Below are 26,319 nucleotides of genomic sequence, written 5' to 3'. Positions count from 1 at the left end.
TCTACTCAAGAATCAATGATCACTCACGGTGATAAGGATGGTTGGTGGTAATGCTCCACGCCCTGTACAGACTCTCTGCGACCAACACCCGAACAAGAGGGTGGGGAAGGGTTAACGCAGAGAGTGACCAGCTTTGCTCCGCTGCCGCTTTACAGGCGGGGGACAGCCCTTCGGGTCCGCCAATCAACAGACTGACGTCACGACCATCCAGTTTCCAGCGTTCCAGTTCGGTCGCCAGCTGTGGTGTGTCCCAGGGTTTCCCTGGAATATCAAGGGTGACGATGCGGTTTTTGCCTGCGGCGGCCAGCATCTGTTCACCCTCTTTGTCGAGAATGCGCTTAATGTCCGCGTTCTTGCCGCGTTTTCCTGCCGGGATTTCAATCAGCTCAAAGGGCATGTCTTTTGGAAACCGACGCAGGTACTCCGTAAAACCGGTTTGCACCCAGTCAGGCATCTTCGTACCCACGGCGACAAGTTGCAGCTTCACGCATTAACTCCAGAGTTTTTCCAGTTCATACAGGCGACGGCTCTCTTCCTGCATAACGTGGACAATCACGTCGCCAAGATCGACAACGATCCAGTCAGCGACGTTTTCGCCTTCTACGCCAAGCGGCAGCAGACCGGCGGTGCGAGATTCCTGAACAACGTGATCGGCGATAGACATGACATGGCGGCTGGACGTGCCGGTGCAGATAATCATGCAATCAGTGATACTGGATTTGCCCTGAACATCTAAGGCGATGATGTCTTGACCTTTCAGGTCATCAATTTTGTCGATTACAAAATCCTGGAGTGCTTTACCCTGCAAGTGTTCCCCCTGGGTGAAAAAGAGTTAAAAACGTCTGTTAGTATACCTGAACCAGAGGCGATATCGGGACAAATGTCTCCGAAAGCGCTTTTGAAGTGCGCTATCATCCCACCCCGCGCAACAGAATGCATCGCCATTTTTGTAAAACAATTTCTGCAAAGCTCTGAAAGGCGGGGAAAGTCAGGTTGCGGAGAATAGCAGCCTGTCATAGGGTGTCAATGGGAGAGAGGCCCTTCGGCAGAAAAAACAGTGCATTCACTCACCCTCGTGCCACACGGCGCGACTATTGAGAACTTTCAGAACCGCAAAATCATCACAGAAATCAATCGCGCTCCAGCAACCCTGCTCAACGCGGAAATGCCACATTGATGCTGCCGGCATTGACAGCAGTCGGGCGATCAGCACGCTGAGTACGCCCTGGTGGCTGACCACCAGCAGGTTCTGCACATTTTTATAATCAGCAAGTTGGGCAATGAAACGTTCAATACGTTGTGAAAATGCCTGGAATCCTTCACCGTTGGTTGGGGTTGCATTCTGCCAGTCGTTACACCATACGGCATAATTTTCAGCGTCTTCACGCGCCAGATCGCGATGATGGCGCATTTCCCAGTCGCCAAAGAACATCTCATTAAGTTCAGGCATGACACGCACAGGAACCTCGCGTTCCGCCAGAATCAGTTGGGTTGTATGGCGGGCTCGTTCGAGTTCGCTGCACAGAACGTTGTCGAAAGGGACATTGCGTAACAGTCCACTCAGTGATTGTGCCTGAGCAATCCCCCGTTCCGTTAGCGGTGTGGGGGCATGGCCGCTGTATAACCCGGCGACATTGGCTTCGGTTTCTCCGTGACGTACTAACCAGAGTCTCATTTCTTCCTCGTGAGGCTATTCGCATAAAACATGATGTTGGCCCTGATTGCGCAGAGATTTTTCAATAAAATACCTTTTTTTAACTGGAGCGGCACGATGTCTTTATTGAAGAGCGCGCACGGCGGTAATACCCGAGAAGCCGCCGCATTGTTGGGCATCCCGCCTGAGCAATTGCTGGATTTTAGCGCGAATATTAACCCGCTGGGTATGCCCGAAAACTTAAAATGCGCGCTTATCGACAATCTGGACAGGGCTGAACGCTACCCGGATGTTGACTACACCCAGTTGCATGCGGCACTGGCACAGCATCATCAGGTACCTGTTTCGTGGATCCTCGCGGGGAATGGCGAAACAGAATCTATTTTCACCCTGGTTAATGGGCTCAAGCCGCGTCATGCGATGATTGTCGTCCCCGGATTTGCTGAATACCGCCGGGCGCTGGAATGGGGAGAATGTGCAATCCATGAATTTGCGCTGCGCGAGGAGGATGGCTGGCAGCTCAGCGCCACGATCATTGATGTGTTAACGCCACAACTGGACTGCCTTTTTCTCTGTACGCCCAACAACCCTACAGGGCTATTGCCCGATGATCGTCTGCTTGCTGCGATAGCAACGCGCTGCGCTGAATTGGGGATTACCTTGATTCTGGATGAAGCCTTTATCGATTTTATTGCCGGGGAAGAAGGTTTTATTCCGCTGCTACAAGAGAATCCGCACATTTGGGTTCTTCGCTCGCTAACCAAGTTTTATGCGATACCGGGGTTGCGACTGGGTTATCTGGTCAATAGCGACGAACAGGCCGTAGCGCGAATGCGCAGCCGACAAATGCCGTGGTCAATTAACGCATTTGCCGCGCTGGCGGGAGAGATGATTCTCAGCGATAGCGCGTATCAGCAGGCAACGTGGAAGTGGCTAGCGCAGGAGGGACGGCGATTTGATCAACAATTGCAAATACTGCCCGGCCTGACAGTCTATCCCGGTCGGGCTAACTATCGGCTGTTACGCTGTGATCGACCGGGTATCGATTTGCAAAAATCATTGCTGGAACAACATGTTTTGATCCGTAGTTGTGCCAATTACCCTGGGTTGGATGTGCGCTATTACCGGGTTGCTGTTCGCAGTCAGGAGGAAAATGATCGCCTGCTGGTGGCATTAAACAACACGCTTAGCGGTACAAACCCTGCTGGTTGATATAGTCGAGCACGGCGCGTGGCAGTAAGTCGTCGCACGGCTCGCCTTTTTCCAGACGTTCGCGGATAAGCGTGGCGGAGATATTGAACCAGGGCGTTTCGGCAAGGTAAATCTTGCCTGCTGGCAGGTTGTGTAGATCATCTGCCGTATGGGTCAGATGATTTTCCAACCACTGCTGGTGCTGTTCCTGTTCCATCTCAAGGGGATAACCCGGTCGTCGACACACGATAAGATGGGTGTTATCCAGAATCGTGTCGTAATCATGCCAGGAAGGAAAGGTGAGCAGTGAATCCTGACCAATAATGAATGCCAGCGGTGCATCCGGGCCTTGTTCCACGCGCCACTCTTGCAGCGTTTGTGCGGTGTACGAGGCGGTATCGCGTTTTAGCTCACGCTCATCCAGTGAAAATAACGGTTTGTCGGCAATGGCCAGTTCAAGCATATGTTTACGCTGTGCGCTGGAGGCTTCCGGTTGCGCACGATGCGGTGGTACGTTATTGGGCATGACAATGACCCGAGACAGGCCAATCAGATTAGCCAGAATTTCAACGGGTTTCAGATGACCATAATGCACCGGATCAAAGGTGCCGCCGAACAGAGCCTGCAATGATTTCATATCAACCATCAATAAAAACATCTGCCAGTGATTTATGGCAAAGCAACAGGGAAAGTCCCTCAAGCTCCGCCCACACTAACTGACCATAGTCTTGTTTAAGCGTAATTTCCGTACGTGTTAACAGCGTGACTGCCTGACGTAACTGCGTGGGAGTCAGTCGGTTTAACGCTTCTCCCATCATGCCCCGGCGATTTTGCCATACCCGATGTTTGTCAAACAATGCCCGTAATGGGGTATGGGCCGACTGCCGTTTCAGATTCACCAGCAGTAATAATTCCCGCTGCAGAGTACGTAACAAAATAACGGGTTCACTGCCTTCAAGACGAAGCTGTTGCAGAATATGCAGCGCGCGCTTGCTTTTGCCCATCAGCAGTGCATCCACCCAGTGGAAGGGAGTAAAGTGCGCGGCATCATTAACGGCTTGCTCTACACGAGGCAGCGTTAATTTACCGTCAGGCCAAAGTAGTGAGAGCCGCTCCAGTGCCTGCGCTAACGCTAACAGATTACCTTCGTAGCAATAGCATAAGAGCTGGTTGGCGGCGTCATCCAGTTGCAGATTATGATGTTTCGCCCTTGCGGCTACCCAGCGCGGAAGCTGTGCCTGTTCAGGTGTCTGGCAACTGACCAGCACCGCGTTATTGGCCAGTCCGGAATACCATGCGGCGTTTTCCTGTGCTTTGGTCAGCTTGTTACCACGAACAATAAGCAGCAGATCGTCATGTAGCAGCGTGACGAGCGAGGCAAGTTGTTCGTTAATGGCGGCATTGGGGCCATTTTCTGGCAGTTGCAGGAGTAGCGTTTGACGGTTGGCAAACAGGCTCATCGCCTGGCAAAGGGAAAAGATTGCGCCCCAGTCGGTGCTGTTATCGAGGGTGAACGTATGGTGTTCTTCGAACCCTTGCGCGGCGGCAGCCATACGGACGATGTCCTGGCTCTCTTGCAACTGCAGGGGATCATTGCCCAGTAATAAATACGCCGCGCGCAGCCCTTCGTTGAGCTGTGCGCGGAGTTGTTCAGGGTACAACTTGAGCATCAGTTACCCAGGGTGGTGGAAACATGTGCCGGAGAGGAGGGCGCTGGCGCTGCTGTTTTCACTGCAGGTTCAACGCCATCACTGGATGACTGAACATCAGCAATATGTACGCTTGGCAGTTTACGAATCAACTGCTCGGCCGCCTTGTCGTACATCTCTTTAACGATTATCTCCTGCTCGTTATCCTTCGCCAGTGCCGCTTGCGGGTTGTCGAAGAATGAACGATAGACTTTAGCGCTGATCGGGTAAATATCATGGCCCGGGATCAGGACTGAGGCACTAACAGACATCACCATCTGGTATTCAGCGGTTTGACCGTTCTGGAACACGGACGCGGTATCCTGCGAAATGCTGACTGCACCAAGGCGTAAGGACGGAACGTCTTTGCGCGTTGAGCTGTCTTCCAGCAGTGTAACGCCATTCAAACGCAGCTGATTACGTACCGCACGGCTTAACGGGCCGTTCGGATCACCCGTGACCAGAATCATGGTTTTCATCGTGGGGGGAACCTGCGTAGTACTACGCAGATGCCAGCCACACCCGGCGGTGACAAGCACCACCAGGGATAACAACAATGTTGTCAGATGTCGCACGCTTCCTCCCGCGCTTAGCCAACGACCAGATTGAGGAGTTTACCCGGTACATAAATCACTTTACGTACGGTAACGCCATCAAGATATTTTGCCACCAGATGCTCCTGGCCAGCACGTTCACGAACCTGCTCTTCAGTGGCGTTTACCGGGACGGTAATTTTACCACGGACTTTGCCGTTGACCTGAACCACTACCAGCGTAGAGTCTTCGACCATTGCGCTTTCGTCAGCAACAGGCCACGGTGCATTGTCGATATCGCCTTCGCCTTTCAGCGCTTGCCACAAGGTGAAGCAAACGTGTGGGGTGAACGGGTTAAGCATACGCACAACGGCCAACAGCGCTTCCTGCATCAGGGCTCTGTCCTGTTCGTCTTCCTGCGGTGCTTTTGCCAGCTTGTTCATCAGTTCCATAATTGCCGCAATCGCGGTGTTAAAGGTCTGACGGCGGCCGATATCATCGGTCACTTTGGCGATAGTTTTGTGCACGTCACGACGCAGCGTTTTTTGGTCTTCGCTCAATGCATCAACGTTCAGTGCAGCCACATCACCTTTGGTGGTGTGCTCGTAAACCAGTTTCCAGACACGTTTCAGGAAGCGGTTTGCCCCTTCTACGCCAGATTCTTGCCATTCGAGCGTCATATCAGCCGGAGAGGCAAACATCATGAACAGACGCACGGTATCGGCACCGTAACGTTCAACCATTACCTGCGGGTCGATACCGTTATTTTTCGACTTGGACATTTTGCTCATGCCGGTATACACCAGTTCATGACCTTCGGCATCCTGCGCCTTAACGATACGGCCTTTCTCGTCGCGTTCAACGATCGCATCAACCGGAGAAACCCAGTTACGCTCGCCGTTTGCGCCAACGTAGTAGAACGCATCTGCCAGCACCATACCCTGGCACAGCAGCTGTTTAGCCGGTTCGTCAGAGTTCACCATGCCCGCGTCGCGCATCAGTTTGTGGAAGAAGCGGAAGTAGAGCAGGTGCATGATGGCGTGTTCAATACCACCAATGTAGATATCAACCGGCAGCCAGTAGTTTGCCGCTTCCGGATCCAGCATGCCTTCGTTGTACTGCGGGCAGGTATAGCGCGCGTAGTACCAGGAGGATTCCATGAAGGTATCGAAGGTGTCGGTCTCGCGCAGTGCCGGCATGCCGTTAACGGTGGTTTTTGCCCACTCAGGATCGGCTTTAATTGGGCTGGTGATGCCATCCATGACGACATCTTCTGGCAGAATCACCGGCAGTTGATCTTCTGGTGTTGGCAGTACTGTGCCATCTTCCAGCGTGACCATCGGGATTGGCGCACCCCAGTAACGCTGGCGGGAAACGCCCCAGTCGCGCAGACGGTAGTTAACTTTTCGCTCCCCCACACCTTTTTCGACCAGCTTGTCGGCAATGGCGTTAAAGGCGGCTTCGAAAGACAGACCGTCAAACTCGCCGGAGTTAAACAGGACGCCTTTTTCAGTCAGTGCCTGCTCAGACAGGTCCGGCTCTGAGCCGTCAGCGGCCAGAATAACTGGCTTAATGCTCAGACCATATTTAGTTGCAAACTCGTAGTCGCGTTGATCGTGGCCCGGAACGGCCATAACTGCACCCGTACCGTATTCCATCAGGACAAAGTTTGCTGCCCAAACCGGGATCTCTTCGCCGGTCAGCGGGTGAACGGCTTTAAAGCCAGTGTCGACACCTTTCTTCTCCATGGTCGCCATTTCAGCTTCAGCAACCTTGGTGTTGCGGCATTCATCGATAAATGCTGCCAGCTCCGGGTTATTTGCCGCTGCTTTTTGCGCCAGTGGGTGGCCTGCCGCAACAGCAAGGTAAGTGGCACCCATAAAGGTGTCCGGACGAGTGGTGTAAACGGTCAGCGTATTGTCATAGCCGTTGACATCAAAGGTGATCTCTACACCTTCAGAACGACCGATCCAGTTACGCTGCATCGTTTTCACGGTGTCAGGCCAGTGATCCAGATTATCCAGATCACGCAGCAGTTCGTCAGCATAAGCGGTGATTTTGATGAACCACTGAGGGATCTCTTTACGCTCAACTTTGGTGTCGCAGCGCCAGCAGCAACCGTCGATAACCTGTTCATTTGCCAGTACGGTCTGGTCGTTAGGGCACCAGTTCACCGCAGAGGTTTTCTTGTATACCAGACCTTTTTTGTACAGTTCGGTGAAGAACTTTTGCTCCCAACGGTAATATTCCGGGGTGCAGGTTGCCAGCTCGCGGCTCCAGTCGTAACCAAAGCCCAGCATTTTGAGCTGGTTTTTCATGTAAGCGATGTTGTCGTACGTCCACGGCGCTGGAGCGGTGTTGTTTTTAACCGCAGCGCCTTCCGCCGGCAGACCGAACGCATCCCAGCCAATGGGCTGCAGTACGTTTTTGCCCAACATACGCTGATAGCGGGCGATCACGTCACCGATGGTGTAGTTACGTACGTGGCCCATGTGTAGTCGACCAGAAGGATAGGGAAGCATAGACAGGCAGTAATACTTCTCTTTGCTCTCGTCTTCGGTCACTTCAAATGTGCGCTTCTCATCCCAGTGAAGCTGTACTTTGGATTCTATCTCTTCCGGGCGGTATTGCTCTTGCATGGCAGCCAGTGGTCCTGTTTTCAATACAGCTACAAACGTAGCTCTAGATGTGGTGTTTCAGATCCGCATAGCATAGCCCAAACGCCCGCGTCAAAACAGCCTTTCGCGCATTCAGCGTTGAATTCCCGCAAGGATAATTCTTGCACGAATTTACACACTCTGTGGGCAGTCTTGCAAAGCGTAGCGTAAATAACGTCTATTATTATAGACAGTTAACAACCCAGGAGGCGAAGCGATGAACAAGGTTGCTCAATATTACCGTGAACTGGTGACGTCACTCAGCGAACGTCTGCGTAATGGCGAACGCGATATTGATGCGCTGGTGGACCAGGCTCGTCAGCGAGTTTTGCAGACCGGGGAGTTAACGCGAACCGAGGTGGAAGAACTCACAAGGGCCGTCAGACGCGACCTCGAAGAGTTTGCGCTGAGTTATGAAGAGAGTCTCGACGAGGAGACTGACAGCGTCTTTATGCGGGTGATTAAAGAGAGTATCTGGCAGGAGCTGGCCGATATTACTGATAAAACCCAGCTTGAATGGCGCGAAGTGTTTCAGGATCTCAGTCACCATGGGGTTTACCACAGTGGTGAAGTGGTGGGGCTGGGCAATCTGGTGTGCGAGAAGTGTCACTTCCATTTAGCCGTTTACACACCGGACGTGCTGCCGTTGTGTCCGAAATGCGGGCATGACCAGTTCCAGCGCCGACCGTTTGAGCCGTAATGTTGCAGAAAAGCGGCCCGATGAAATGCGGGCCGTATCGATGAAGAAATGTTTAAGGGATCATCAGGTTAATGGTGATGACCGACTGATAGTTCCCCGACGTAGCGGCCGCAGCGTTTTGCAGGTACACCAGCTGGGCGCTAAAGTCGAGGGATAACGTGTCGTCTGCACCGATATCTGCTGCTGACTGTAGCGGGTATTTTTCGCCGGATTTAATGTGCTCAAACGTGCCGTTGGTGCCTTTACTGTATGTGGTGTACATAGATACATAGGCGCCCACGCCCTCGGCTGCGCCCTCACCCGAAAGATTATTCAGGAAGATGCTGCTGTTGGCGTCGCTGGTGGCGTCGCCATCAACGCTGATATAAGCACCGCTGGTCCTGAGGCAGTCCCCGCTGAAAATGATAGTGGGTGAAGTCATAGGCTTCTCCGGGAAGTCCTTACCGTCAGGGACCAATTGCACGGTTCCCATATTGATGGTGGCTTCCGGAAATTGTGTGCTCAGGGTACAGTCCGGAACGATATCGCCTTCAACGGTGATGGAGATATTAAAGTCCGGTGATCCGGCATCTATCCTGCTTTTCGCCAGAGCCCCCCATGGATGGCTGAGACCTGCACAAAAAAGCAGTCCAGCAATCCCATAGCGCTGAATTAATAATGTAAACATAGTGGCGTTCCCTCTGCACGCTATTGAACATGGACATTCAGAGTGGCGGTTGAACGGAAATGGCCTGCTTTCACCTCTTCTCCAAAACGATAGTAGTAGGCCGTAAGATAAAAATAGGTTCGTCTGACCTTGCCTGTCGGGCCATCAAGCAGATTAAAAGATTCGGCTAACGTCAGATCGCGTGGTTCGCTTTTGCCTCCGCCATCGGCATCATTAAAATGGTATCTGAAGGTTGCGCCGACTCCCTCTGCTCCTCCCGGTTCTGGCGCCAGGACATTGGACAGCCCTGGAACGGTATCCGTTGCGCTAAGCGTGAATTGCACGTTGACGTCTCGATCGCAGTTGATACCGCCGCGTGTAGTTTGTTGCTCTCCTGATGCTTTGAGGAGCCCGGGCTCTTTGAAGGCAGTTGTTTTGGTTTCTGGCATGGCAAAATACAACGCAGAAGTGTCTATATAGCAGCTGGCTATGGCGGTAGCCCTGTTGCCGAATCCAAAAATGACCTGTTTATCGTTAACGGGGTAATCGCCACCACCACTTGCGGTTAATGTAACAATATCTCTGGTACCGAAACGGCCTGATTTGGGATCTTCCGGGCCGATAGCCCAAAACTGATATGAAGCCAATTCTGCAACTCTATAAGCACGCAGGTCAGACTCGGAACCACTGATTCGAGGAATATCCCAACGGCGGGTGGTGAACGAGCCGTCAGTTAATACGGTTGAAGCTAAGCCGCTGGCATTGGCATTCAGCACCTTGGCAGTGATAGATACGCCGATGAAATCAATATCGGTTTTTATTACGCCGTTACCAATAGAGGCTGGAACCAGCGCTCCTGTTATGCTTAATTCAAACCACCCACCGTCGTTGTTACATATGACGAATACGTCACTCATAGGGTTATAATTCTCTATCACCTCACCTGGGAGATGCTGGTTGAGTATGACATTGCTGTTAAAAACTTGACCATAGCCGGTGCCGTTGTTCGATATTCCGCACCAGGCTAGCCCGGTCTGAGACCAGAGCGCGACCAGTACGCCGGTCAGCAGCAAAAATAGCTTTCTTCTCATTATTTGCATTCTCCTTGAACCATGTTCACACCGACGGCGGAAGGGGCCTCTGCACTGTGATAAACGAAGCGGCAGGTCTGGTTATTTCCCCACAGAGCCACCAGCGTGGTGTTGTCACTTAGCCCGCCGAGGTAGACCTCGCCGTCGCTCGCGACAATACCGCTCTGACCGTCGGTTCCGCCTTCTGGCGTCACAATTGCGCCAAACGGCACCACACTGCCATCGGGACGCCGGAGGGTAATAAGTGCTCTTTCCCCAACGTTAGCACCATATTCGGCACGAACCAGCGCGCCGCGCGTTGGCACCAGCATACGGTTGGTATCCTGCAGGTCGACATCAGTGGGCAGGGTTTCCGTGTCCAGATTCACTTCGTTTTCACGGTAGGGTGTCAGGTTATTGACAATGGTGTAACCACGGAAGTCGGTGCTTACGCCATCACGGTTAACTACCCGCACGCCGGAAGCCTCCGGGATTTTGATGAGCGCGTTGGTTTCACCTAACTCCTGGGCCAGGGTAACGCCATTGCGGTGAGCAATCAGCGCGCCGGATAAACCGTAATCGGTACGTTCTGAGTCGTCATCATAGCTATAGCCGCCTTGCAGCGTGCCGTAGGTGCCGTTATAGGTGGCGCGCAGGCTGCCGTTATAGCTGTTGTCATCCTCGTCGCTCTGGGTATAGCCTTGCTGGACGCTCCAGTTAAGCGCATTGCCTTCGAGGGCATAACCGTTCAGCGTGGTGGAGTGAACGGTGTCGCCGCCTTTGGTCGCGTTGAGGTTATAAGAAAGCCAGGCGCGCGGCAGCAGTTTGTCCAGCGGTACGGAAATGCTGAGCGAGAACACTTCGTCTTTATCGTAGCGTTCACTGTTGTCGTAAGACTGGGTGTTTTTGTTGTAGCTGTAGCTCAGGCTATAGCTGACGGCTCGCCAGTGGTTGTTCCAGCTTATTCGCCATGAGTCCATCTGCTGGTTGGTATTCCAGTAATCTTCCCGCACCAGCGAGCCGGAAATTGATCCGAAACCCGGGCCTAACGGTTGGCTCAAGCTTAATTCCCAGCGGTTACGCTGGCGGTCGGGCAGATTATCTTTATTGCCGTAGGTATCAAGAATGTCCGCCATCTCAAAGTAACCGTCGCTGTTATAGCGATAGCCAGCCATGGTGAAGGTGGTACCGGTTTCGAGGATTGATTTACTGTAACGAAGCCGCCACGACTGACCTCTTTCTTTCACATCGCCGTTAATTGGTTCTTCCGGGGTCGCCCATGACTGCGTGACATCGGCGGAGAGCGCCCCCCAGTTGCCCATATTTTTCCCGAGCCCAATCGCCAATGACTGGTAGTGACTGGCGAACTGCCCGCCGCCGTAGATGGTTAAGTTCCAGGGTAAACCATAGCTGGCAGAAACCTGAGTGAACGGTGTTTCATCCACGCTGCCATCATCCGGGCGATAGCGCCCGGTGGTGATAGCGTAATCAATTGTACCCTGACGTTGCAGGTTGGTGAGCGAGGCGTAGGGCACAATAAAATGCTGCTCTGAGCCATCTTGTTCCTTTACCGTGACATAGAGATCGCCGGAGCCGCCGGTAGAGTAAAGATCCTTAATGGAAAATGCGCCCGCAGAAACATAGTTTTGATAAATCACGTAATTATTCTGGCGAATGATAATCTGCGCGTTGGTGCGCGCAACGCCTTCAACGACAGGCGCATAGCCGCGCAGTGAATCAGGGCGCATGCTATCGTCGGTTTCCAACTGCACGCCGGTAAAGGGCACTCCGTCGAAAATATCGGCATTGGTGGTACTTTCTCCCAGCGTAAGCTGGCTGCCCCAGGCCGGAATATCGCGCTGAGCATAGGTGTAGGCCGTATCCCACGAGCTTTCACCATCGTCGTTGCGGTTCCACGTAGAGTAGGTGCGGATACGCCACGCGCCGATATTTATTCCGGGACGTAGGTTAGCATACTGGGTGTCCGAGCTGCCGCCGCCGTGGCGCTGGCGGGTTTGATCACCGGTAAAATCGTAGTTGAGAATAACGGCGTTAATCCCTTCATCCCAGTCTTCTGGCGGAATATACCCGCGTACATCGTTGGCTAGCGCCGCCTGAGGGATACTGATTTGCAACTGCTGTTTGTTGAAGTCAAAAAATGTATTGAAGCGATCAATAGCCGCGATGTTGGCGCAACTGCTGTCTTTGATAAGCAACTTCGGATAAGCGGAGGTATTCACGCCATATTTTTTCAACTGGGCCATGCTCAGACAGGGAACTAATTGGCCGTGATCGTCAAGGCTGAAGTTAATGTCCTGAGTTTCTGCCCGACGTTTGTTGACGAAAATATCGACACGGTAGGATCCTGGTGCCTGCCCGCCTTTTTCGAATAAGGACAAATCGACGGGCGCTTCACCGTTGCCCGCCCCCGAATGCTTAAAAAACGCTGGGTTGAAATAGGGAGTCGCCGCTGTGGCGTTGGCCGACTCCGCTGGCTTTTGCGGCTCGACTGCAACGGCTAGCGAAGTATAAAGCCCACAGGCTAAGATGACTCCGGACGCCAGACGGCTAAGGCGAAAGGGGGAGGGTTCTGCCGCTATAATCATCTACATCATCCATGTTAAGCTGATAACGTTTTATTTAAATGTGCGCATGGAAATCTTTGCTCACGCCGCCCTGGTCGTTAATGATGGCGAAAGCAACATCGCCGCCTGTCACGTCTTTTGGGAGGTCGAAGTGCGCCACGCTGCCAGGTGCGACGTAAGTGACTTTTTCCAGTTTTTTCCCGGCCACGCTAATGCGGCCAAAATTGATGTAATAAGGTGAGGCATTAGAGACCTGGAGCTGGATTCCGGAACGCTGCCAGGTCAACTGATCTTTGTGATCGGTTGGGATGGAGTGACCGAGTGATTTCGGGCGGTAAATCAGCTTGACGACAGTATTGACCGCAATCTGGATGCTGTTATCGCCGGTAGGACCGCCGGGAATACCTTTTACGTTTAGCCAGAATAGCGACTCTTTATCTTCCGGCAGCGGGCTGGTGAGAATAATACGCAGCACGTTTTTCTGCTGAGGGTCGAGACGAAAGAGCGGCGGCGTAATAACAAATGGCGCTTTTTTATCTTTCGCACCATCAGGCATATTGACCCAGGACTGTACCAGATAGGGGGTTTTATCCGGGTTTTCGAGCTGAACCGAGGCTTCTTTCTTTGCGCCATCATAGATCACGCGCGTACCCATCAGCGATACGCTGGCCGATGCGCTGGACATCGTGAAGAAACCCAGTAATAAACCGACAATGTTTTTTTGAATTCCATTCATAACTTAAATCCTTAGTACTTAAATAATCTGTCCTGAATTAATTTTGCATAACGTCGAGCGTGACCGTGGTGCTGGTTTTCCCGCTGGTGACCGCATCAGCCAGCCGTATATAACCGGCCTCAAGCTGAAAGGTGAATGTCGATTGCTTTTTTGCCGATGATGTTCTACCGTCGCCGAGAAATGTGTTGTTAGGGTAAAAGGCAGCGCTGGGATCGATATATTTCAGATAGTGTCCCACCCCTTTAGCGCCATCTTCGAGCTCATTTGCCAGGGCCTCGGGGAAACCGCCATCGGGACCGGTAAAGCGCAGAGCATATTGGGCATCTTCACATTGCTCGAGCGTGACGTTAACGATTTTGGTCGCCGAGGGAACCGGCGCGCCGAATGCAACGCTCAGGATATCCTTTACCGTGACGGGACTGAGGTTGATCCCAGAACCGCCCTCAATGGTGACCTTACAGGCAGAATTCACCAGTGACGCTGTGATCGTCAGTTTTGTGCCCCAGGTTTTTGCGGTATCGGCCCATGCCGATAACGAGCAGGCCAGCGCCAGAGGAATAAGCGTCACAATTATCGTGTTCCGAGTTTTCATCAGCCCGTTTATTCTCCCTGCCTTGTGGTTAAATTTGCCAAACTCCGCAATGCTGATTTCGATTATTTATCGTGATGCAGCGCGGTGGCTGGTTAAATTCGGTATAACAACATCTCCCCCACAGGGGAGATGTTGGCTACGCGTGATAAACTCTCACTGAGAATTAATCTTTGTAGGTGATATTCAGCGTAACAACAGACTCGGTCGGGCCAGCCGGAGAGGACTGATCGTCAACTTCGCCAATTTTGGTGTAGCCGACGTTAAGCGGGAATAGATAGCCAACAGCACTCTGCGCCGCAGTTGCTTCCGCAGTACCATGCTCAATGATCTGAGTCGTATTGCTCAGCGAGGCGGTGTTCGTGCCGTTGTACAGGTAGTGGGCCAAAACGGTGTTGGACGGTGCTTTGGAGTTGACGATAGCGTCTGCGTTGCCGTCGACGGTGTCAGCAACAAACTGAACATAAATGTTGTAATTCGGGCAGTTTGTCAGTTTGAAATGGTCATTCTGGTTGCCCAGGTGAGCGCCGATAGCCGCCACTTTTGCCTGCTGTACGGTGATTTTATTCAGCGAGATATCTGCGTTGTTGTTAGTGCCGAACTCGCAGCCTTTTTCAATCACTTCACCATTAATTGTGATGGTTTCGGCTATTACGCTACCGGATGCCAGAGCGGCCATGACGGCTGCGGCTAAAAATACCTTTTTCATGTAAAACTCCATTTAGATAAAAATACTAATTGAGGTTGTGCACTAAATGAATAGATTATGATTACTGCGATCAACGCCTGATACTTTGCGGGGGGATAATACAATATCAGAGGATCTGAAAATATATTTTTAAAAAAGATGGGCGATGGGCGTTCTTGTAAATATTGAATGATATTAATCAGGGTGATGAATAACGCCTGTTTGTGTCTTTCTGGCACGATAAAACAGTGAATATATAATTAAAATCGTATGGAACTGCAAGAAGCAGGTTTCCAGTTATGCTATTACGCGGAAGATTTTAGGAATTTATTTAGAAGAGATGCGTTGCTGGAAAATAAAATGCCGGGCGTTTTTCCTGACTCAGGAGAAAACACCCGGCGATGCAGTACTAATCGAAGGGGGAATTACTGAACGTAGGTGATACTGAGGTCAATCGTTGAGCTAGTTGGACCGGCAATAGATACGCCACTCCCCACCTCTTTAATTTTGGTATAACCTGCCAGCACCGGGTACTGATACCCCTCCGGGCTTTGTGCTGCTGCGGCTGCAGCTTTAGCCAGATAAACACGGTTGGAATCTGGGTCAGCCAGCGATTTGTATTCCGAGTCACGGCCGTCTCTCAGGAAGTGGGCGATATATTCACCGTTCACATCGGTGTTGACGATGGCGCCCGGGTAACCGTCTGGTGCCTGCGCCCTAAATTCAAGGCGCACGTCGTAGGTTGGGCAGTTGCTGATCTTAAAACTATCCGCCTGGTTCAGCAGTTCGCTGCCCAGCGGCGCCGCTTGTACATCTTTCGAGGCGAGTTTGTTCAGCGTGATATCGGCCTTGCCGTTGTTGCCGAATTTGCAACCTTCTTCGATCATATCGCCATTAATGGTGATGCTCTCGGCCATGGCGCTGCCAGAGACCAATGTAGCCATAACCGCTGCAGCTAAAAATACCTTTTTCATATAAACTCCATGTTTAAATAATGAATTATTGCTGCAAAGTATTATATTTAGATCGCTCATTGATATAATCAATAATCCATTTTTAGCTCGAGGTATAATAACATTAATCATGGCGGGCAGGTATAGGCGATACAATTGTACATTAGCATAGCGTGCACAATTATTCATGGAATTAATTTAATTATTAGTGGTGCTTAGCATGTGAAATTAAGGAAAATATGATAAAAATAAGGCTATCCTTGTTTTTTATGGCAGGATGCAAGTTTCTGTTTATTGCGGGGGCGGTTTTTTTAAGAATTTATTTAGCTTTGAGTGCGCAGATAGTGAAGAACACAATAAGAGATAAACCACCTCCGAAGGAGGTGGTGATTAATTAGACTGGTATCATACAGTGTCGATTACTGGTAATAAGTGATATCCAGTGTTACGACGGAACGCGTCAGACCGGCGGGCGAGACACCGGACTGCACGTCAGCGACCTTTTTGTAGCCCACGATTACGGGATAGTCATAACCTTCATCTGATAGCGCTTTTTTATGCTCTTCTGGAGTATATTCTGCTGACAGAGTTATTCCCCCATTCAGGTTCAGAAGGCTCATATTATCACTATTGTCTACCATATAATGTGCAACAACATCACCGGACGGTTTAATGTCGTTGACGATGGCCTCAGGATCCGTTGGGTGAATATCTCCACGGAATGTGATTGCGATACCATAGTTCGGGCAGTTGTGAATATTAAATGATGCCGCTTTTTCCGCGAATTTAGTGCCGATACCCGCATTTGTGACTTCAGCAACGGTGATTTTATTCAGATTAATATCCGCATTACCGTTTTTACCAATAATGCAGCCTTTTTCAAGCAGTTCGCCGTCAATGGTAAGGGTCTCTGCCATCACGCTGGTGGAGGCCAGCGCAGCCATCACTGCAGCGGCTAAAAATACCTTTTTCATAAAATTCTCCATGTAATAAAAAATAAATTATTTCGCAAAGTATTCAATAGCGACCGCGTATTGATATAACCAATAATTCATTTTTTACAGCGTGACTATAATAACATTTTTAAAAGGAATGTGGAGTCTAAAAAAAGAAGTGGGTGAAAGAATAATACATGGTGCGACTATGGTTAGTATTATTACCGAAGGTTATTCATTTTTGGATAATATTGATCTGGTTAACGCTTACCCCGTTTCTTTATTATTCACTTGTACTTAGCCGTACGGAGGTGCGATATCTTTGCACGAAAAGGCGCACACGTTGCCGCGTGCGCGAAAAAAATCAGTGCAGAATTTTGGCCAGGAAGTCTTTGGCACGATCTGATTTCGGGTTGGCGAAGAAGGCCTCTTTTTCCGAGTCTTCAACGATTTTCCCCTCGTCCATAAAGATCACCCGGTTCGCCACTTTCCGCGCAAAGCCCATTTCGTGGGTAACCACCATCATGGTCATCCCTTCATTGGCCAGCTCAACCATAACGTCCAGTACTTCGTTGATCATTTCGGGGTCCAGTGCGGACGTCGGCTCGTCAAACAGCATGGCGATAGGATCCATACACAGTGCCCGGGCGATAGCGACACGTTGTTGCTGACCACCTGAGAGTTGTGCCGGAAACTTCTCGGCATGCGCCGCCAGACCGACGCGTTCAAGCAGTTTTTGCGCTTTTGCACGCGCAGGTGCTTTATCGCGTTTGAGCACTTTTACCTGGGCCAGCGTCAGGTTTTCTATGATCGACAGATGTGGGAACAGTTCAAAGTGCTGGAACACCATACCGACACGGGAACGTAGTTTTGCCAGATCGGTTTTTTTGTCATTTACAACGGTGCCATCCACGGTGATGACACCCTGCTGTACAGGTTCCAGACCGTTTACCGTTTTAATCAGCGTTGATTTACCGGAACCTGACGGGCCGCAGACCACCACCACTTCACCTTTTTTCACTTCTGTGGAGCAGTCGGTCAGCACCTGAAAGTGACCATACCATTTCGAAACATTTTTCAGGGTAATCATTAAACTGTCCTTTTCTTCAAATAGCTGACCAACAACGATGCGCTCAGACTGAATACAAAATAGACGGCGCCAGCAAACAGGATCATTTCAACCTGTGTGCCGTCACGCTCGCCAATGGTGGAGGCGGTGCGGAAGAAATCTGCCAGACTCAATACGTAAACCAGCGAGGTATCCTGGAACAGGACTATGCCCTGGGTGAGCAGCAACGGCACCATGGCGCGAAATGCCTGTGGCAATATGATGAGCTTCATCGATTGCCAGTGGGTCATCCCCAGTGCCAGTGCCGCGCTGGACTGCCCACGGGAAATACTCTGGATCCCTGCACGGATAATCTCCGAGTAGTAGGCAGCTTCGAACATCGAAAACGCGACCATTGCTGAGATCAGGCGAATATCGGTTTTCGGCGACAGGCCTAATACGTTTTGCAGGAAGCCTGGAACAATCAGGTAGAACCATAGCAGTACCATCACCAGCGGAATGGAGCGGAATACGTTAACGTATATTTTCGCAAACCAGGCAATTGGCGCGAAGCTGGACAGACGCATGACCGCGAGGAGGGTTCCCCAGACGATGCCGATGATGACAGCCGTAACGGTGATTTTCAGCGTGATAAGCAGCCCATCCAGCAGATATGGCAGGGAAGGGACAATTGAACTCCAGTCAAATTCGTACATTATTTGCCTCCTATGTTGCCAGGCAGGCGGATTTTACGTTCGACAAGATTCATCACCAGCATAATAAAGGCGTTAATCAGTACGTAGGCCAGGGTAATGGCGGTAAACGATTCCCATGCGTGGGCAGAGTAATCCAGCAGTTTGCCTGCCTGCGCCGCCATATCAACCAGACCGATAGTCGAAGCGATGGCGGAGTTTTTGACCAGGTTCATCATCTCTGAGGTCATTGGCGGCACAATCACGCGGTAGGCGTTTGGCAGCAAAACATAGCGGTAGGCCTGTGGCAGCGTTAGCCCCATCGCCAGTGCGGCGTTTTTCTGTCCGCGAGGCAGTGACTGAATTGCGGCACGCACCTGCTCACAGACGCGGGCGGCGGTAAACAGCCCCAGACAAATCATGGATGAAAGGAAGAACTGGATGTTAGGGTCCAGCTCTGACTTAAACCACATGCCAATGTTTTCCGGCAGTAGCTCAGGTACGACCAGGTACCAGGTAAAAAATTGAACGATCAGCGGTACGTTACGAAAAAGCTCGACATACAGCGTACCCAGTCCGGAAAGGAAACGGTTCGGAACGGTACGTAAGATGCCGAATAACGAACCCACCAGGAAAGCGATAATCCAGGCGGTGATGGATAATGCGACAGTGACCTGGAAACCGCTCCAGAGCCAGCCAAGATAGGTGGTGTTGCCGAACGGGGCCTGTTGTAAAAAAATACCCCAGTTCCAGTCTATAGACATAAATCTACTCCAGAAAAAAAAGGGTAGCAGCGCTACCCTCGAAGATTGTTATTCAGCGTTTAGCGGTTTTCAGGCCTGATGGGGAACGACCATCAGGCTTATAGTCTGTCCGTGCCAAGTAACAATCGAGAGGGCAAGGTGAACTCGCCCCATTTATTTTAGTTAGTTAAGCGCTTTATCATTCGGTGACTTGAACAGAGCCTTCATTTCGTCTGACAGTTCGAAATTCATGTTCAGGTTTTTCGGGGGAATGGGGTTTTTAAACCACTTATCAAACCATTTTTCCGCCTCGCCTGAAGTCTGAGCCTGAGCAATGGTGTCATCCATCAGCTTCTTGAATTCAGCATCGTCTTTACGCAGCATACAACCGTAAGCTTCCTGAGATTGCGGCTTGCCAACGATCTCCCAGTTGTCCGGTTTCTTCGCTTTCGCGCGCTCGCCGGCCAGCAGTGCGTCATCCATCATAAAAGCAACGGCGCGACCGCTTTCCAGGGTGCGGAAAGAGTCACCGTGGTCTTTCGCGCTGATGATGCGCATATCCATTTTTTGTTCTTCATTCAGTTTGTGCAGCAGCACTTCTGAGGTGGTACCGGAAGTGACGACGACCGCTTTCCCTTTCAGATCAGGGAAATCTTTGATATCGCCACCTTTTTTCGCCAGCAGACGGGTGCCGACAACGAAAATAGTGTCAGAGAAAGCCGCTTGCTTCTGGCGCTCAACGTTGTTGGTGGTGGAACCACACTCAAAGTCGAAGGTGCCATTTTGCAGCAGCGGGATACGGTTCTGGGAGGTAATCGGGATCAGTTTCACCTGCAGGTCAGGCTTGTTCAGCTTTTTCTTCACAGCTTCAACAATTGCGTTGGAATAATCCTGTGAATAGCCGACCACTTTTTGCTGATTATCGTAGTAAGAAAACGGTACCGAGGATTCACGGTGTCCGACGACGATTACGCCATTTTTAGCGATCTTATCCAGCGTGCTGCCTGCCGCTGGTGCTGCGTCTTCTGCGTGCGCCAGACCAGCGGACATTCCCATAACCAGCATAGCTGTGGCGAGCTTACGTAATTGCATATCCAACTCCTTTATCGTCTGCGCCGGTGACGCAGTGATACCCATTGTGATGTTGTTATTGTTTGCTACTTAAACGTGCAGTCTTGTATATGTTTGTTAACATTTAGTTTGGATGAATGTAAAGAATTTGCTGTGTTATTGTTTATTTTTGCGAAGTGCGCCGCACCATTTGGGGGCAAAAATATCTTGTTGCACTTTTCAGGTGCTACCTTCGCTCAACTTTGGTGCGACCAGGTTGCACATTCAGCCAAAACAGTGTTTTCCTTGTATAACAAAGCAATAGACGTGCCAGAATGGGAGATGGGGACAATGTGTTGGCCGGAGAAGGCGCATGAGCGCCAACATCCGGCAATATGATGAGAGCAGAGGTTATTGACGACGCTGGCGCAGGCCCATCACGACTGCAGCGAAACCAAACAGTGCGGTAAGCAACCACAGTGGCCAGTTACCGGTTCGCGCATAAGGGGTTAAGCCCGTGGCTGGCGTAACGCTGGTGGTCAGTACCTGGCGGGTAAACTGCGGGATCATCGCCTGAATTTCACCTTGCGGGCCAATCACCGCGGTAATTCCGTTATTGGTGCTACGCAGCAGCGGGCGTGCCAGCTCCAGAGAACGCATACGCGCCATCTGGAAATGCTGCCACGGACCGATCGACTTACCGAACCAGGCATCGTTAGAGATGGTCAGCAGATAGTCAGTATCCGGGCGGAAGTTATCACGTACCTGTTCGCCAAGAATAATTTCGTAGCAGATTGCCGCTGTCAGTTTGAAACCATGCGCATGGAGCTGTGGCTGAACATATGGCCCACGGCTGAATGATGACATCGGCAGATCAAAGAATGGTGCTAACGGGCGCAGAATCGATTCCAGCGGAACAAACTCACCAAATGGGACGAGGTGATTTTTGTTATAGCGATTGGTCGAGTCATAACGGTACGGGCTGTCTTTACCCAGCGTAATGATGGTGTTGTAGGTATCGTAACGGTTCTGCTTGTTGAGGCGAGCATCGACAATGCCGGTGATCAGCGTGCTGTTTTTGGATTTCAGCAGGTCATCCATCATGCTCAGGAAACGCTGCTGATTAATTTCCAGATCCGGAATTGCAGACTCCGGCCAGATAATCAGCTGCGATTTACCCATCTCTTGCTCGGTAGCATCAAGGTAAATCTTCAGCGTGTTAAGCAGCTGGCCCTCATCCCACTTCAGTGACTGTGGAATGTCGCCTTGCACCATCGATACCTGCGTGGTTTTTTCAGGCTCCAGCGTATACCACTGGATATAGCGCAGCGGGAAGGGCAGTGCGAAAAGTATCACGGCTACGACCAGCGGACGCCAGTTACGGCTGACTAACGCCAGCACCAGCAGGCCGCTGACTATCATCAACAGGAAGTTGATGGCCTCTACGCCCATGACCGGTGCAAGCCCTTTCAGCGGGCCATCAATCTGGCTGTAGCCAAACTGCAACCATGGGAAGCCAGTCAGGACCCAGCCGCGCAGGAATTCAGTTATCTGCCAGATAACCGGCGCGGCAATCGCTACCCGAATCCAGCTGGTTTTCGGCCACAGACGCGACAAAATGCCAGCAAAAAGACCGGTGTAAAGTGACAGGTAGGCGGCAAGCAGTACCACAAGAAACACGTTAACCGGGCCAGGCATACCGCCAAACTGTGCAATGCTGACATAGACCCAGTTGATACCGGAGCCAAAAAGACCCATTCCCCAGAAATAGCCAATAGCAGCAGACTGGAGCGGGCGGCGGTTGAGGGTGAGGGCCTGCAGACCCATCAGCGAAATAATCGCGGCGGGCCAGATGTCATACGGAGAGAACGCCAGCGTCCCGCAGGCACCGAATAATAACGCCAGCAGCAGGCGAATGCGCTGGCGTTCAATTAATGGGGCTAATGCCATGTAGTCTATGATCCAGTTTCGGGTTTATTCGTCCAGTTTAGGCTGGGGTGAGTCGTCCGGAATTCTGACATGAACCTGAATAATACGACGGCTGTCAGCCATAGCCACTTTGAACTGGTAACCATCAATGTCGATGGTCTCACCGCGAGCAGGTAAATGACCAAAGGCCTGCATAACCAGCCCGCCAATGGTATCAACTTCTTCGTCGCTAAAGTGGGTCCCGAAGGCTTCGTTGAAGTCTTCAATCGGTGCCAGCGCGCGAATAGTCCAGGTGTGACGGCTGAGCTGACGGAAATCGATATCGTCTTCTTCGTCGTACTCATCTTCAATTTCACCGACGATCAGCTCAAGAATGTCTTCGATGGTCACCAGACCAGACACTCCGCCGAATTCGTCGATGACGATTGCCATATGGTAACGCTGGGAGCGGAACTCTTTCAGCATGCGATCAACACGCTTGCTCTCAGGGACAACAACCGCCTGGCGTAACACTTTCTCCATGCTGAATGCTTCGGCATCGCTGCGCATAAATGGCAGCAGATCCTTGGCCATCAGAATCCCTTCAATGTGATCTTTGTCTTCGCTGATCACCGGAAAACGCGAGTGGGCAGACTCGATAATGACATCAAGGCATTCGTCCAGAGTCTGGTTGCGTTTCAGGGTAATCATCTGAGAGCGGGGGATCATGATGTCGCGAACGCGCTGGTCCGCAATGTCCATCACCCCTTCGAGCATATCGCGCGTATCTTCATCGATAAGGTCGTTCTGCCCGGAATCACGGATCAGCTCCAACAGTTCGTCGCGGTTTTTCGGTTCACCGTGGAAAAGTTGGCTCAGTAACAGGGAAAAAAATCCCTTTTTGCTGGTTAACGTGTCACTACTGTGTGAATTGTCGTCGCTCATGGCGTCGTATGGGTTCTCATGTTAGTTAATATAAAGCGCGTCGAGCATAGTTTCTGCGTCAGACGGCAACAACAACCGCCGGGCGTCAGCCCGGCAGCTTACTCTTTCTCGGCAATGTACGGATCCTCATAGCCCAGAGCAAGCATAATCTCTGTTTCAAGGGATTCCATCTCTTCCGCTTCGTCATCTTCGATATGGTCGTAGCCCAATAAATGCAGGCTACCGTGTACCACCATATGCGCCCAGTGGGCTTCAAGTGGTTTGCCTTGCTCTTGAGCTTCTTTCTCAACCACCTGACGGCAGATGACCAGATCGCCCAGCAGCGGCATTTCAATGCCAGGAGGCGCTTCAAACGGGAAAGAGAGTACGTTGGTTGACTTATCTTTCCCGCGATAGGTCAGGTTCAGTTCGTGGCTTTCAGCGTCATCGACCAGACGAATGGTCACTTCTGATTCTTCCTGAAACTGCGGGATCACCGCATCCAGCCATGCCTGAAACTGACTTTCTGGTGGTAAGCCGGATTCGTTTTCGCATGCCAGCTGTAAATCGAGAATAACCTGACTCATTTTTGTTCCTGCTCCTGAGCTTCGCGCTTGCGTTCTGCCGCCAGCTCGGCTTTGCGTTTTTGTTCTGCTTCTTCCCAGGCTTCATATGCCGTCACGATACGGGCAACAACGGGGTGGCGTACCACGTCTTCGCTATGGAAGAAATTAAAGCTAATCTCATCGACTTCGGCCAGCACTTCAATGGCATGACGCAGGCCAGACTTGGTGCTGCGCGGCAGGTCAATCTGAGTGATGTCCCCGGTAATGACTGCTTTGGAGTTAAAGCCAATACGGGTCAGGAACATTTTCATCTGCTCGATGGTGGTGTTCTGACTCTCATCAAGAATGATGAACGCATCGTTTAACGTACGGCCGCGCATATAGGCCAACGGTGCGACCTCAATGACGTTGCGCTCAATCAGCTTCTCGACCTTTTCAAAACCCAGCATTTCGAACAATGCGTCATACAGTGGACGCAAATACGGATCGACTTTCTGGCTCAGATCGCCTGGCAGGAAACCCAGTTTTTCACCGGCTTCAACCGCTGGGCGGGTTAACAGAATACGGCGGATCTCCTGACGCTCTAGCGCATCGACCGCAGCAGCAACAGCAAGGTACGTTTTACCAGTACCCGCCGGGCCAACGCCGAAGGTGATGTCGTGGTCAAGAATATTAGCGATATACTGCGCCTGGTTCGGCGTACGCGGTTTAATGACGCCACGCTTAGTTTTGATATTCACCGCTTTGCCGAACTCTGGCACGCTGTCTGCGCTCTGTTCAAGCACACGCGCTTCTTTGATCGCAAGGTGAATTTGTTCTGGCTCGATGTCCTGTGTCTGGCCGCGCATTGGGGCCGTATCGACATACAGGCTGCGTAAAATATCTGCCGCAGCGGTGACACAAATTGGACGACCGGTCAGTTTGAAGTGGTTATCGCGGCGGTTAATTTCGATGCCGAGACGACGCTCCAGTTGTTTGATGTTGTCATCAAATGGCCCGCAAAGGCTCAACAGGCGGGCATTGTCTGCGGGTTCAAGGGTGATTTCGCGAGTGTCTATGTTCAAACTGTTCCTCTTATGCATGTCTCGCCGGACGTTGAACATTGACCGGCATATAAGGAAATTATTCACGCCACGGGGAAAAGGCGCAAGCATTGCGATAAAGATGGGGGCGTTGAGAAGAAATACAAGGCTCACCCCAGCCACATCGTTATCTCTGTGACTGGGGGCTTTGAGGATTAAGGCTGGTAAATACCGACGCCAAGATCGTTTTCTTTACGGGTACGAGCAATAACGGATTCCGGGCTTTCCGCGATACGCAATCCCATTTCGTCTTCGGTACGCACGACTTTACCGCGCAGGGAGTTGGTCCAGACGTCAGTAATTTCAACGTCGACGAACTTGCCGATCATTTCCGGGGTGCCTTCAAAGTTCACCACGCGGTTATTTTCGGTACGGCCTGACAGCTCCATGATGCTCTTACGCGATGTACCTTCTACCAGAATACGCTGAGTCGTGCCAAGCATGCGGCGACTCCAGGCCATCGCCTGCTGGTTGATGCGCTCCTGCAGGATGTACAGACGCTGTTTTTTCTCTTCTTCCGGCACATCGTCAACCATATCGGCTGCTGGAGTGCCTGGGCGCGCAGAGAAGATAAAGCTGTAACTCATGTCGAAATTGACATCAGCGATCAGCTTCATGGTCTGCTCGAAGTCCTGGGTGGTTTCACCGGGGAAGCCGACGATGAAGTCGGAGCTAATCTGGATATCCGGACGTGCTGCGCGCAGTTTACGGATGATCGCTTTGTATTCCAGCGCGGTATGGGTACGACCCATCAGGTTCAGCACACGATCCGAACCGCTCTGTACCGGCAGGTGCAGGAAGCTCACCAGTTCTGGCGTATCACGGTAGACCTCAACGATATCATCGGTGAATTCGATTGGATGGCTGGTGGTAAATCGAATACGGTCAATGCCGTCGATTGCAGCGACCAGACGGAGTAAATCGGCGAACGAACCGATCGTGCCATCGTAGTTTTCACCACGCCAGGCGTTTACGTTTTGCCCCAGCAGGTTCACTTCGCGTACGCCTTGCGCCGCAAGCTGGGCGATTTCAAACAGGATATCATCCGCCGGGCGGCTGACTTCTTCACCACGGGTGTATGGCACCACGCAGTAAGTACAATATTTATTGCAGCCTTCCATGATGGACACAAACGCGCTTGGACCTTCGGCACGCGGTTCCGGCAGACGATCGAACTTTTCGATCTCCGGGAAGCTGATATCTACCACAGGGCTACGGGTATTGCTACCACGCACTTTGTTGATCATTTCCGGCAGACGATGCAGAGTTTGCGGCCCGAAAATAATATCGACGTAGTGTGCGCGTTGGCGAATATGGTCGCCTTCCTGAGAAGCCACGCAGCCACCAACACCAATGATGAGATCGGGATTTTTCTCTTTTAAGAGCTTCCAGCGACCTAATTGATGGAAGACTTTTTCCTGAGCCTTCTCGCGGATTGAGCAGGTATTCAGCAGCAGCACATCCGCTTCTTCCGCCACGTCGGTCAGTTGATACCCGTGAGTGGCATCCAGCAGATCGGCCATCTTCGATGAATCGTATTCGTTCATCTGACAGCCCCAGGTTTTAATATGGAGTTTTTTGGTCATCGACTTGCTCTTGCGAAATTGTGGCTGAAATGCAGGGCGCATAGTGTACTGCTTTGGCGCGGTTGTGACCAGTATGACGGATGTCAGCCTCAAGG

Annotated in this window: 26 protein-coding genes; 2 read left to right on the top strand and 24 right to left on the bottom strand. The window is 51.5% G+C overall.

All coding sequences use genetic code 11. The annotated features are described in order from the left end of the window. Positions 1-19 precede the first annotated feature (19 nt). The 3 genes from rlmH to OGX95_RS03880 all read right to left on the bottom strand — a co-directional run bounded on the left by rlmH (position 20) and on the right by OGX95_RS03880 (position 1,675). Positions 20-487, bottom strand: a complete 468-nt coding sequence (rlmH, locus tag OGX95_RS03890; protein ID WP_003022725.1) for a 23S rRNA (pseudouridine(1915)-N(3))-methyltransferase RlmH — start codon at positions 485-487, stop codon at positions 20-22. 3 nt (positions 488-490) lie between these two features. Beyond that, positions 491-808, bottom strand: coding sequence for a ribosome silencing factor (rsfS, locus tag OGX95_RS03885; protein WP_003022728.1), 318 nt, complete (start codon positions 806-808; stop codon positions 491-493). A 255-nt stretch (positions 809-1,063) separates the two neighbouring features. Then, positions 1,064-1,675: an adenosylcobalamin/alpha-ribazole phosphatase gene (locus tag OGX95_RS03880; RefSeq protein ID WP_286628375.1), complete on the bottom strand. Its 612-nt coding sequence runs from the start codon at positions 1,673-1,675 to the stop codon at positions 1,064-1,066. A gap of 96 nt (positions 1,676-1,771) precedes the next feature. On the opposite strand from OGX95_RS03880, the gene cobD reads away from it, so the two are divergent. Further along, complete coding sequence (gene cobD / locus OGX95_RS03875) at positions 1,772-2,866, top strand: threonine-phosphate decarboxylase CobD (RefSeq protein ID WP_286628374.1); 1,095 nt, start codon at positions 1,772-1,774, stop codon at positions 2,864-2,866. Here cobD and nadD read toward each other — a convergent pair. Genes nadD through leuS form a run of 4 tightly spaced genes read right to left on the bottom strand, consistent with a single transcriptional unit; the run spans position 2,841 to position 7,705 of the window. Further along, positions 2,841-3,482: a nicotinate-nucleotide adenylyltransferase gene (gene nadD, locus OGX95_RS03870; protein ID WP_286628689.1), complete on the bottom strand. Its 642-nt coding sequence runs from the start codon at positions 3,480-3,482 to the stop codon at positions 2,841-2,843. The two genes, cobD and nadD, sit on opposite strands and share 26 nt — an antisense overlap. A 1-nt stretch (position 3,483) precedes the next feature. Continuing rightward, entirely contained in the window at positions 3,484-4,515 is a 1,032-nt protein-coding gene (gene holA / locus OGX95_RS03865) for a DNA polymerase III subunit delta (RefSeq protein WP_286628373.1), read from the bottom strand. Beyond that, positions 4,515-5,108, bottom strand: a complete 594-nt coding sequence (gene lptE / locus OGX95_RS03860) for an LPS assembly lipoprotein LptE (RefSeq protein ID WP_286628372.1) — start codon at positions 5,106-5,108, stop codon at positions 4,515-4,517. The genes holA and lptE overlap by 1 nt, the downstream gene beginning before the upstream one ends. Positions 5,109-5,122: 14 nt before the next feature. Next, the gene (leuS, locus tag OGX95_RS03855; RefSeq protein WP_286628371.1) at positions 5,123-7,705 is read right to left on the bottom strand and encodes a leucine--tRNA ligase; all 2,583 of its coding nucleotides are present in this window, start codon (positions 7,703-7,705) and stop codon (positions 5,123-5,125) included. Positions 7,706-7,940: 235 nt separating this feature from the next. Here leuS and OGX95_RS03850 point away from each other — a divergent pair, with 235 nt between their 5' ends. After that, positions 7,941-8,423 carry a zinc ribbon-containing protein gene (locus OGX95_RS03850; protein WP_286628370.1) on the top strand — a complete coding sequence of 161 codons (483 nt, stop codon included), beginning with the start codon at positions 7,941-7,943 and terminating at the stop codon, positions 8,421-8,423. Between the two features lie 52 nt (positions 8,424-8,475). Here the strand turns inward: OGX95_RS03850 and OGX95_RS03845 are convergent, their stop codons facing one another. The 17 genes from OGX95_RS03845 to miaB all read right to left on the bottom strand — a co-directional run bounded on the left by OGX95_RS03845 (position 8,476) and on the right by miaB (position 26,224). Beyond that, positions 8,476-9,090, bottom strand: coding sequence for a fimbrial protein (locus OGX95_RS03845; RefSeq protein WP_286628369.1), 615 nt, complete (start codon positions 9,088-9,090; stop codon positions 8,476-8,478). Between the two features lie 20 nt (positions 9,091-9,110). Continuing rightward, positions 9,111-10,160: a fimbrial protein gene (locus OGX95_RS03840; RefSeq protein ID WP_286628368.1), complete on the bottom strand. Its 1,050-nt coding sequence runs from the start codon at positions 10,158-10,160 to the stop codon at positions 9,111-9,113. Beyond that, positions 10,160-12,745 carry a fimbria/pilus outer membrane usher protein gene (locus OGX95_RS03835; protein ID WP_286628367.1) on the bottom strand — a complete coding sequence of 862 codons (2,586 nt, stop codon included), beginning with the start codon at positions 12,743-12,745 and terminating at the stop codon, positions 10,160-10,162. The genes OGX95_RS03840 and OGX95_RS03835 overlap by 1 nt, the downstream gene beginning before the upstream one ends. A 34-nt stretch (positions 12,746-12,779) precedes the next feature. Beyond that, positions 12,780-13,460 (bottom strand): fimbrial biogenesis chaperone, encoded by a 681-nt coding sequence (locus tag OGX95_RS03830; RefSeq protein WP_286628366.1) that lies wholly within the window; start codon positions 13,458-13,460, stop codon positions 12,780-12,782. A gap of 37 nt (positions 13,461-13,497) precedes the next feature. Continuing rightward, entirely contained in the window at positions 13,498-14,052 is a 555-nt protein-coding gene (locus OGX95_RS03825; RefSeq protein ID WP_286628365.1) for a fimbrial protein, read from the bottom strand. A 163-nt stretch (positions 14,053-14,215) separates the two neighbouring features. Beyond that, on the bottom strand, positions 14,216-14,758 hold the full coding sequence (locus OGX95_RS03820; RefSeq protein ID WP_286628364.1) for a fimbrial protein: 543 nt from the start codon (positions 14,756-14,758) through the stop codon (positions 14,216-14,218). Between the two features lie 404 nt (positions 14,759-15,162). Next, the gene (locus OGX95_RS03815) at positions 15,163-15,711 is read right to left on the bottom strand and encodes a fimbrial protein (RefSeq protein WP_286628363.1); all 549 of its coding nucleotides are present in this window, start codon (positions 15,709-15,711) and stop codon (positions 15,163-15,165) included. 398 nt (positions 15,712-16,109) lie between these two features. Then, on the bottom strand, positions 16,110-16,664 hold the full coding sequence (locus tag OGX95_RS03810; RefSeq protein ID WP_286628362.1) for a fimbrial protein: 555 nt from the start codon (positions 16,662-16,664) through the stop codon (positions 16,110-16,112). Positions 16,665-16,989: 325 nt separating this feature from the next. Then, entirely contained in the window at positions 16,990-17,715 is a 726-nt protein-coding gene (gene gltL, locus OGX95_RS03805) for a glutamate/aspartate ABC transporter ATP-binding protein GltL (protein WP_286628361.1), read from the bottom strand. Further along, positions 17,715-18,389, bottom strand: a complete 675-nt coding sequence (gene gltK / locus OGX95_RS03800) for a glutamate/aspartate ABC transporter permease GltK (protein WP_213132011.1) — start codon at positions 18,387-18,389, stop codon at positions 17,715-17,717. Before gltK ends, gltL begins: the two co-directional genes overlap by 1 nt. Beyond that, positions 18,389-19,129, bottom strand: a complete 741-nt coding sequence (gltJ, locus tag OGX95_RS03795; protein ID WP_286628360.1) for a glutamate/aspartate ABC transporter permease GltJ — start codon at positions 19,127-19,129, stop codon at positions 18,389-18,391. The genes gltK and gltJ overlap by 1 nt, the downstream gene beginning before the upstream one ends. A 162-nt stretch (positions 19,130-19,291) precedes the next feature. Next, positions 19,292-20,200, bottom strand: a complete 909-nt coding sequence (gene gltI / locus OGX95_RS03790) for a glutamate/aspartate ABC transporter substrate-binding protein GltI (protein ID WP_286628359.1) — start codon at positions 20,198-20,200, stop codon at positions 19,292-19,294. Positions 20,201-20,569: 369 nt separating this feature from the next. Then, complete coding sequence (gene lnt / locus OGX95_RS03785) at positions 20,570-22,108, bottom strand: apolipoprotein N-acyltransferase (protein ID WP_286628358.1); 1,539 nt, start codon at positions 22,106-22,108, stop codon at positions 20,570-20,572. A 24-nt stretch (positions 22,109-22,132) separates the two neighbouring features. Then, on the bottom strand, positions 22,133-23,011 hold the full coding sequence (gene corC, locus OGX95_RS03780; RefSeq protein ID WP_038638785.1) for a CNNM family magnesium/cobalt transport protein CorC: 879 nt from the start codon (positions 23,009-23,011) through the stop codon (positions 22,133-22,135). Between the two features lie 98 nt (positions 23,012-23,109). After that, a complete protein-coding gene (gene ybeY, locus OGX95_RS03775) occupies positions 23,110-23,577 on the bottom strand; it encodes an rRNA maturation RNase YbeY (protein ID WP_286628357.1) in 468 nt (155 codons plus the stop codon). Next, complete coding sequence (locus tag OGX95_RS03770; protein WP_019076268.1) at positions 23,574-24,620, bottom strand: PhoH family protein; 1,047 nt, start codon at positions 24,618-24,620, stop codon at positions 23,574-23,576. Before OGX95_RS03770 ends, ybeY begins: the two co-directional genes overlap by 4 nt. Before the next feature lie 173 nt (positions 24,621-24,793). Next, positions 24,794-26,224 carry a tRNA (N6-isopentenyl adenosine(37)-C2)-methylthiotransferase MiaB gene (gene miaB, locus OGX95_RS03765; protein ID WP_045449497.1) on the bottom strand — a complete coding sequence of 477 codons (1,431 nt, stop codon included), beginning with the start codon at positions 26,222-26,224 and terminating at the stop codon, positions 24,794-24,796. Positions 26,225-26,319: the final 95 nt, after the last annotated feature.

This window comes from Citrobacter sp. Cu233 (assembly GCF_030332225.1).
Lineage (GTDB): Bacteria > Pseudomonadota > Gammaproteobacteria > Enterobacterales > Enterobacteriaceae > Citrobacter.
The sequence above is the reverse complement of the archived record's forward strand: the minus strand, read 5'-3'. Positions and strand labels throughout refer to the sequence as shown.

What these genes read in the sequence shown, in the direction of transcription:
- OGX95_RS03880 (WP_286628375.1), bottom strand. Translation starts at nt 1,675, where the DNA reads ATGAGACTCTGGTTAGTACGTCACGGAGAAACCGAAGCCAATGTCGCC.
- cobD (WP_286628374.1), top strand. Translation starts at nt 1,772, where the DNA reads ATGTCTTTATTGAAGAGCGCGCACGGCGGTAATACCCGAGAAGCCGCC.
- nadD (WP_286628689.1), bottom strand. Translation starts at nt 3,482, where the DNA reads ATGAAATCATTGCAGGCTCTGTTCGGCGGCACCTTTGATCCGGTGCAT.
- holA (WP_286628373.1), bottom strand. Translation starts at nt 4,515, where the DNA reads ATGCTCAAGTTGTACCCTGAACAACTCCGCGCACAGCTCAACGAAGGG.
- leuS (WP_286628371.1), bottom strand. Translation starts at nt 7,705, where the DNA reads ATGCAAGAGCAATACCGCCCGGAAGAGATAGAATCCAAAGTACAGCTT.
- OGX95_RS03850 (WP_286628370.1), top strand. Translation starts at nt 7,941, where the DNA reads ATGAACAAGGTTGCTCAATATTACCGTGAACTGGTGACGTCACTCAGC.
- OGX95_RS03845 (WP_286628369.1), bottom strand. Translation starts at nt 9,090, where the DNA reads ATGTTTACATTATTAATTCAGCGCTATGGGATTGCTGGACTGCTTTTT.
- OGX95_RS03840 (WP_286628368.1), bottom strand. Translation starts at nt 10,160, where the DNA reads ATGAGAAGAAAGCTATTTTTGCTGCTGACCGGCGTACTGGTCGCGCTC.
- OGX95_RS03835 (WP_286628367.1), bottom strand. Translation starts at nt 12,745, where the DNA reads ATGATTATAGCGGCAGAACCCTCCCCCTTTCGCCTTAGCCGTCTGGCG.
- OGX95_RS03830 (WP_286628366.1), bottom strand. Translation starts at nt 13,460, where the DNA reads ATGAATGGAATTCAAAAAAACATTGTCGGTTTATTACTGGGTTTCTTC.
- OGX95_RS03825 (WP_286628365.1), bottom strand. Translation starts at nt 14,052, where the DNA reads ATGAAAACTCGGAACACGATAATTGTGACGCTTATTCCTCTGGCGCTG.
- OGX95_RS03820 (WP_286628364.1), bottom strand. Translation starts at nt 14,758, where the DNA reads ATGAAAAAGGTATTTTTAGCCGCAGCCGTCATGGCCGCTCTGGCATCC.
- OGX95_RS03815 (WP_286628363.1), bottom strand. Translation starts at nt 15,711, where the DNA reads ATGAAAAAGGTATTTTTAGCTGCAGCGGTTATGGCTACATTGGTCTCT.
- OGX95_RS03810 (WP_286628362.1), bottom strand. Translation starts at nt 16,664, where the DNA reads ATGAAAAAGGTATTTTTAGCCGCTGCAGTGATGGCTGCGCTGGCCTCC.
- gltL (WP_286628361.1), bottom strand. Translation starts at nt 17,715, where the DNA reads ATGATTACCCTGAAAAATGTTTCGAAATGGTATGGTCACTTTCAGGTG.
- gltK (WP_213132011.1), bottom strand. Translation starts at nt 18,389, where the DNA reads ATGTACGAATTTGACTGGAGTTCAATTGTCCCTTCCCTGCCATATCTG.
- gltJ (WP_286628360.1), bottom strand. Translation starts at nt 19,129, where the DNA reads ATGTCTATAGACTGGAACTGGGGTATTTTTTTACAACAGGCCCCGTTC.
- gltI (WP_286628359.1), bottom strand. Translation starts at nt 20,200, where the DNA reads ATGCAATTACGTAAGCTCGCCACAGCTATGCTGGTTATGGGAATGTCC.
- lnt (WP_286628358.1), bottom strand. Translation starts at nt 22,108, where the DNA reads ATGGCATTAGCCCCATTAATTGAACGCCAGCGCATTCGCCTGCTGCTG.
- corC (WP_038638785.1), bottom strand. Translation starts at nt 23,011, where the DNA reads ATGAGCGACGACAATTCACACAGTAGTGACACGTTAACCAGCAAAAAG.
- ybeY (WP_286628357.1), bottom strand. Translation starts at nt 23,577, where the DNA reads ATGAGTCAGGTTATTCTCGATTTACAGCTGGCATGCGAAAACGAATCC.
- miaB (WP_045449497.1), bottom strand. Translation starts at nt 26,224, where the DNA reads ATGACCAAAAAACTCCATATTAAAACCTGGGGCTGTCAGATGAACGAA.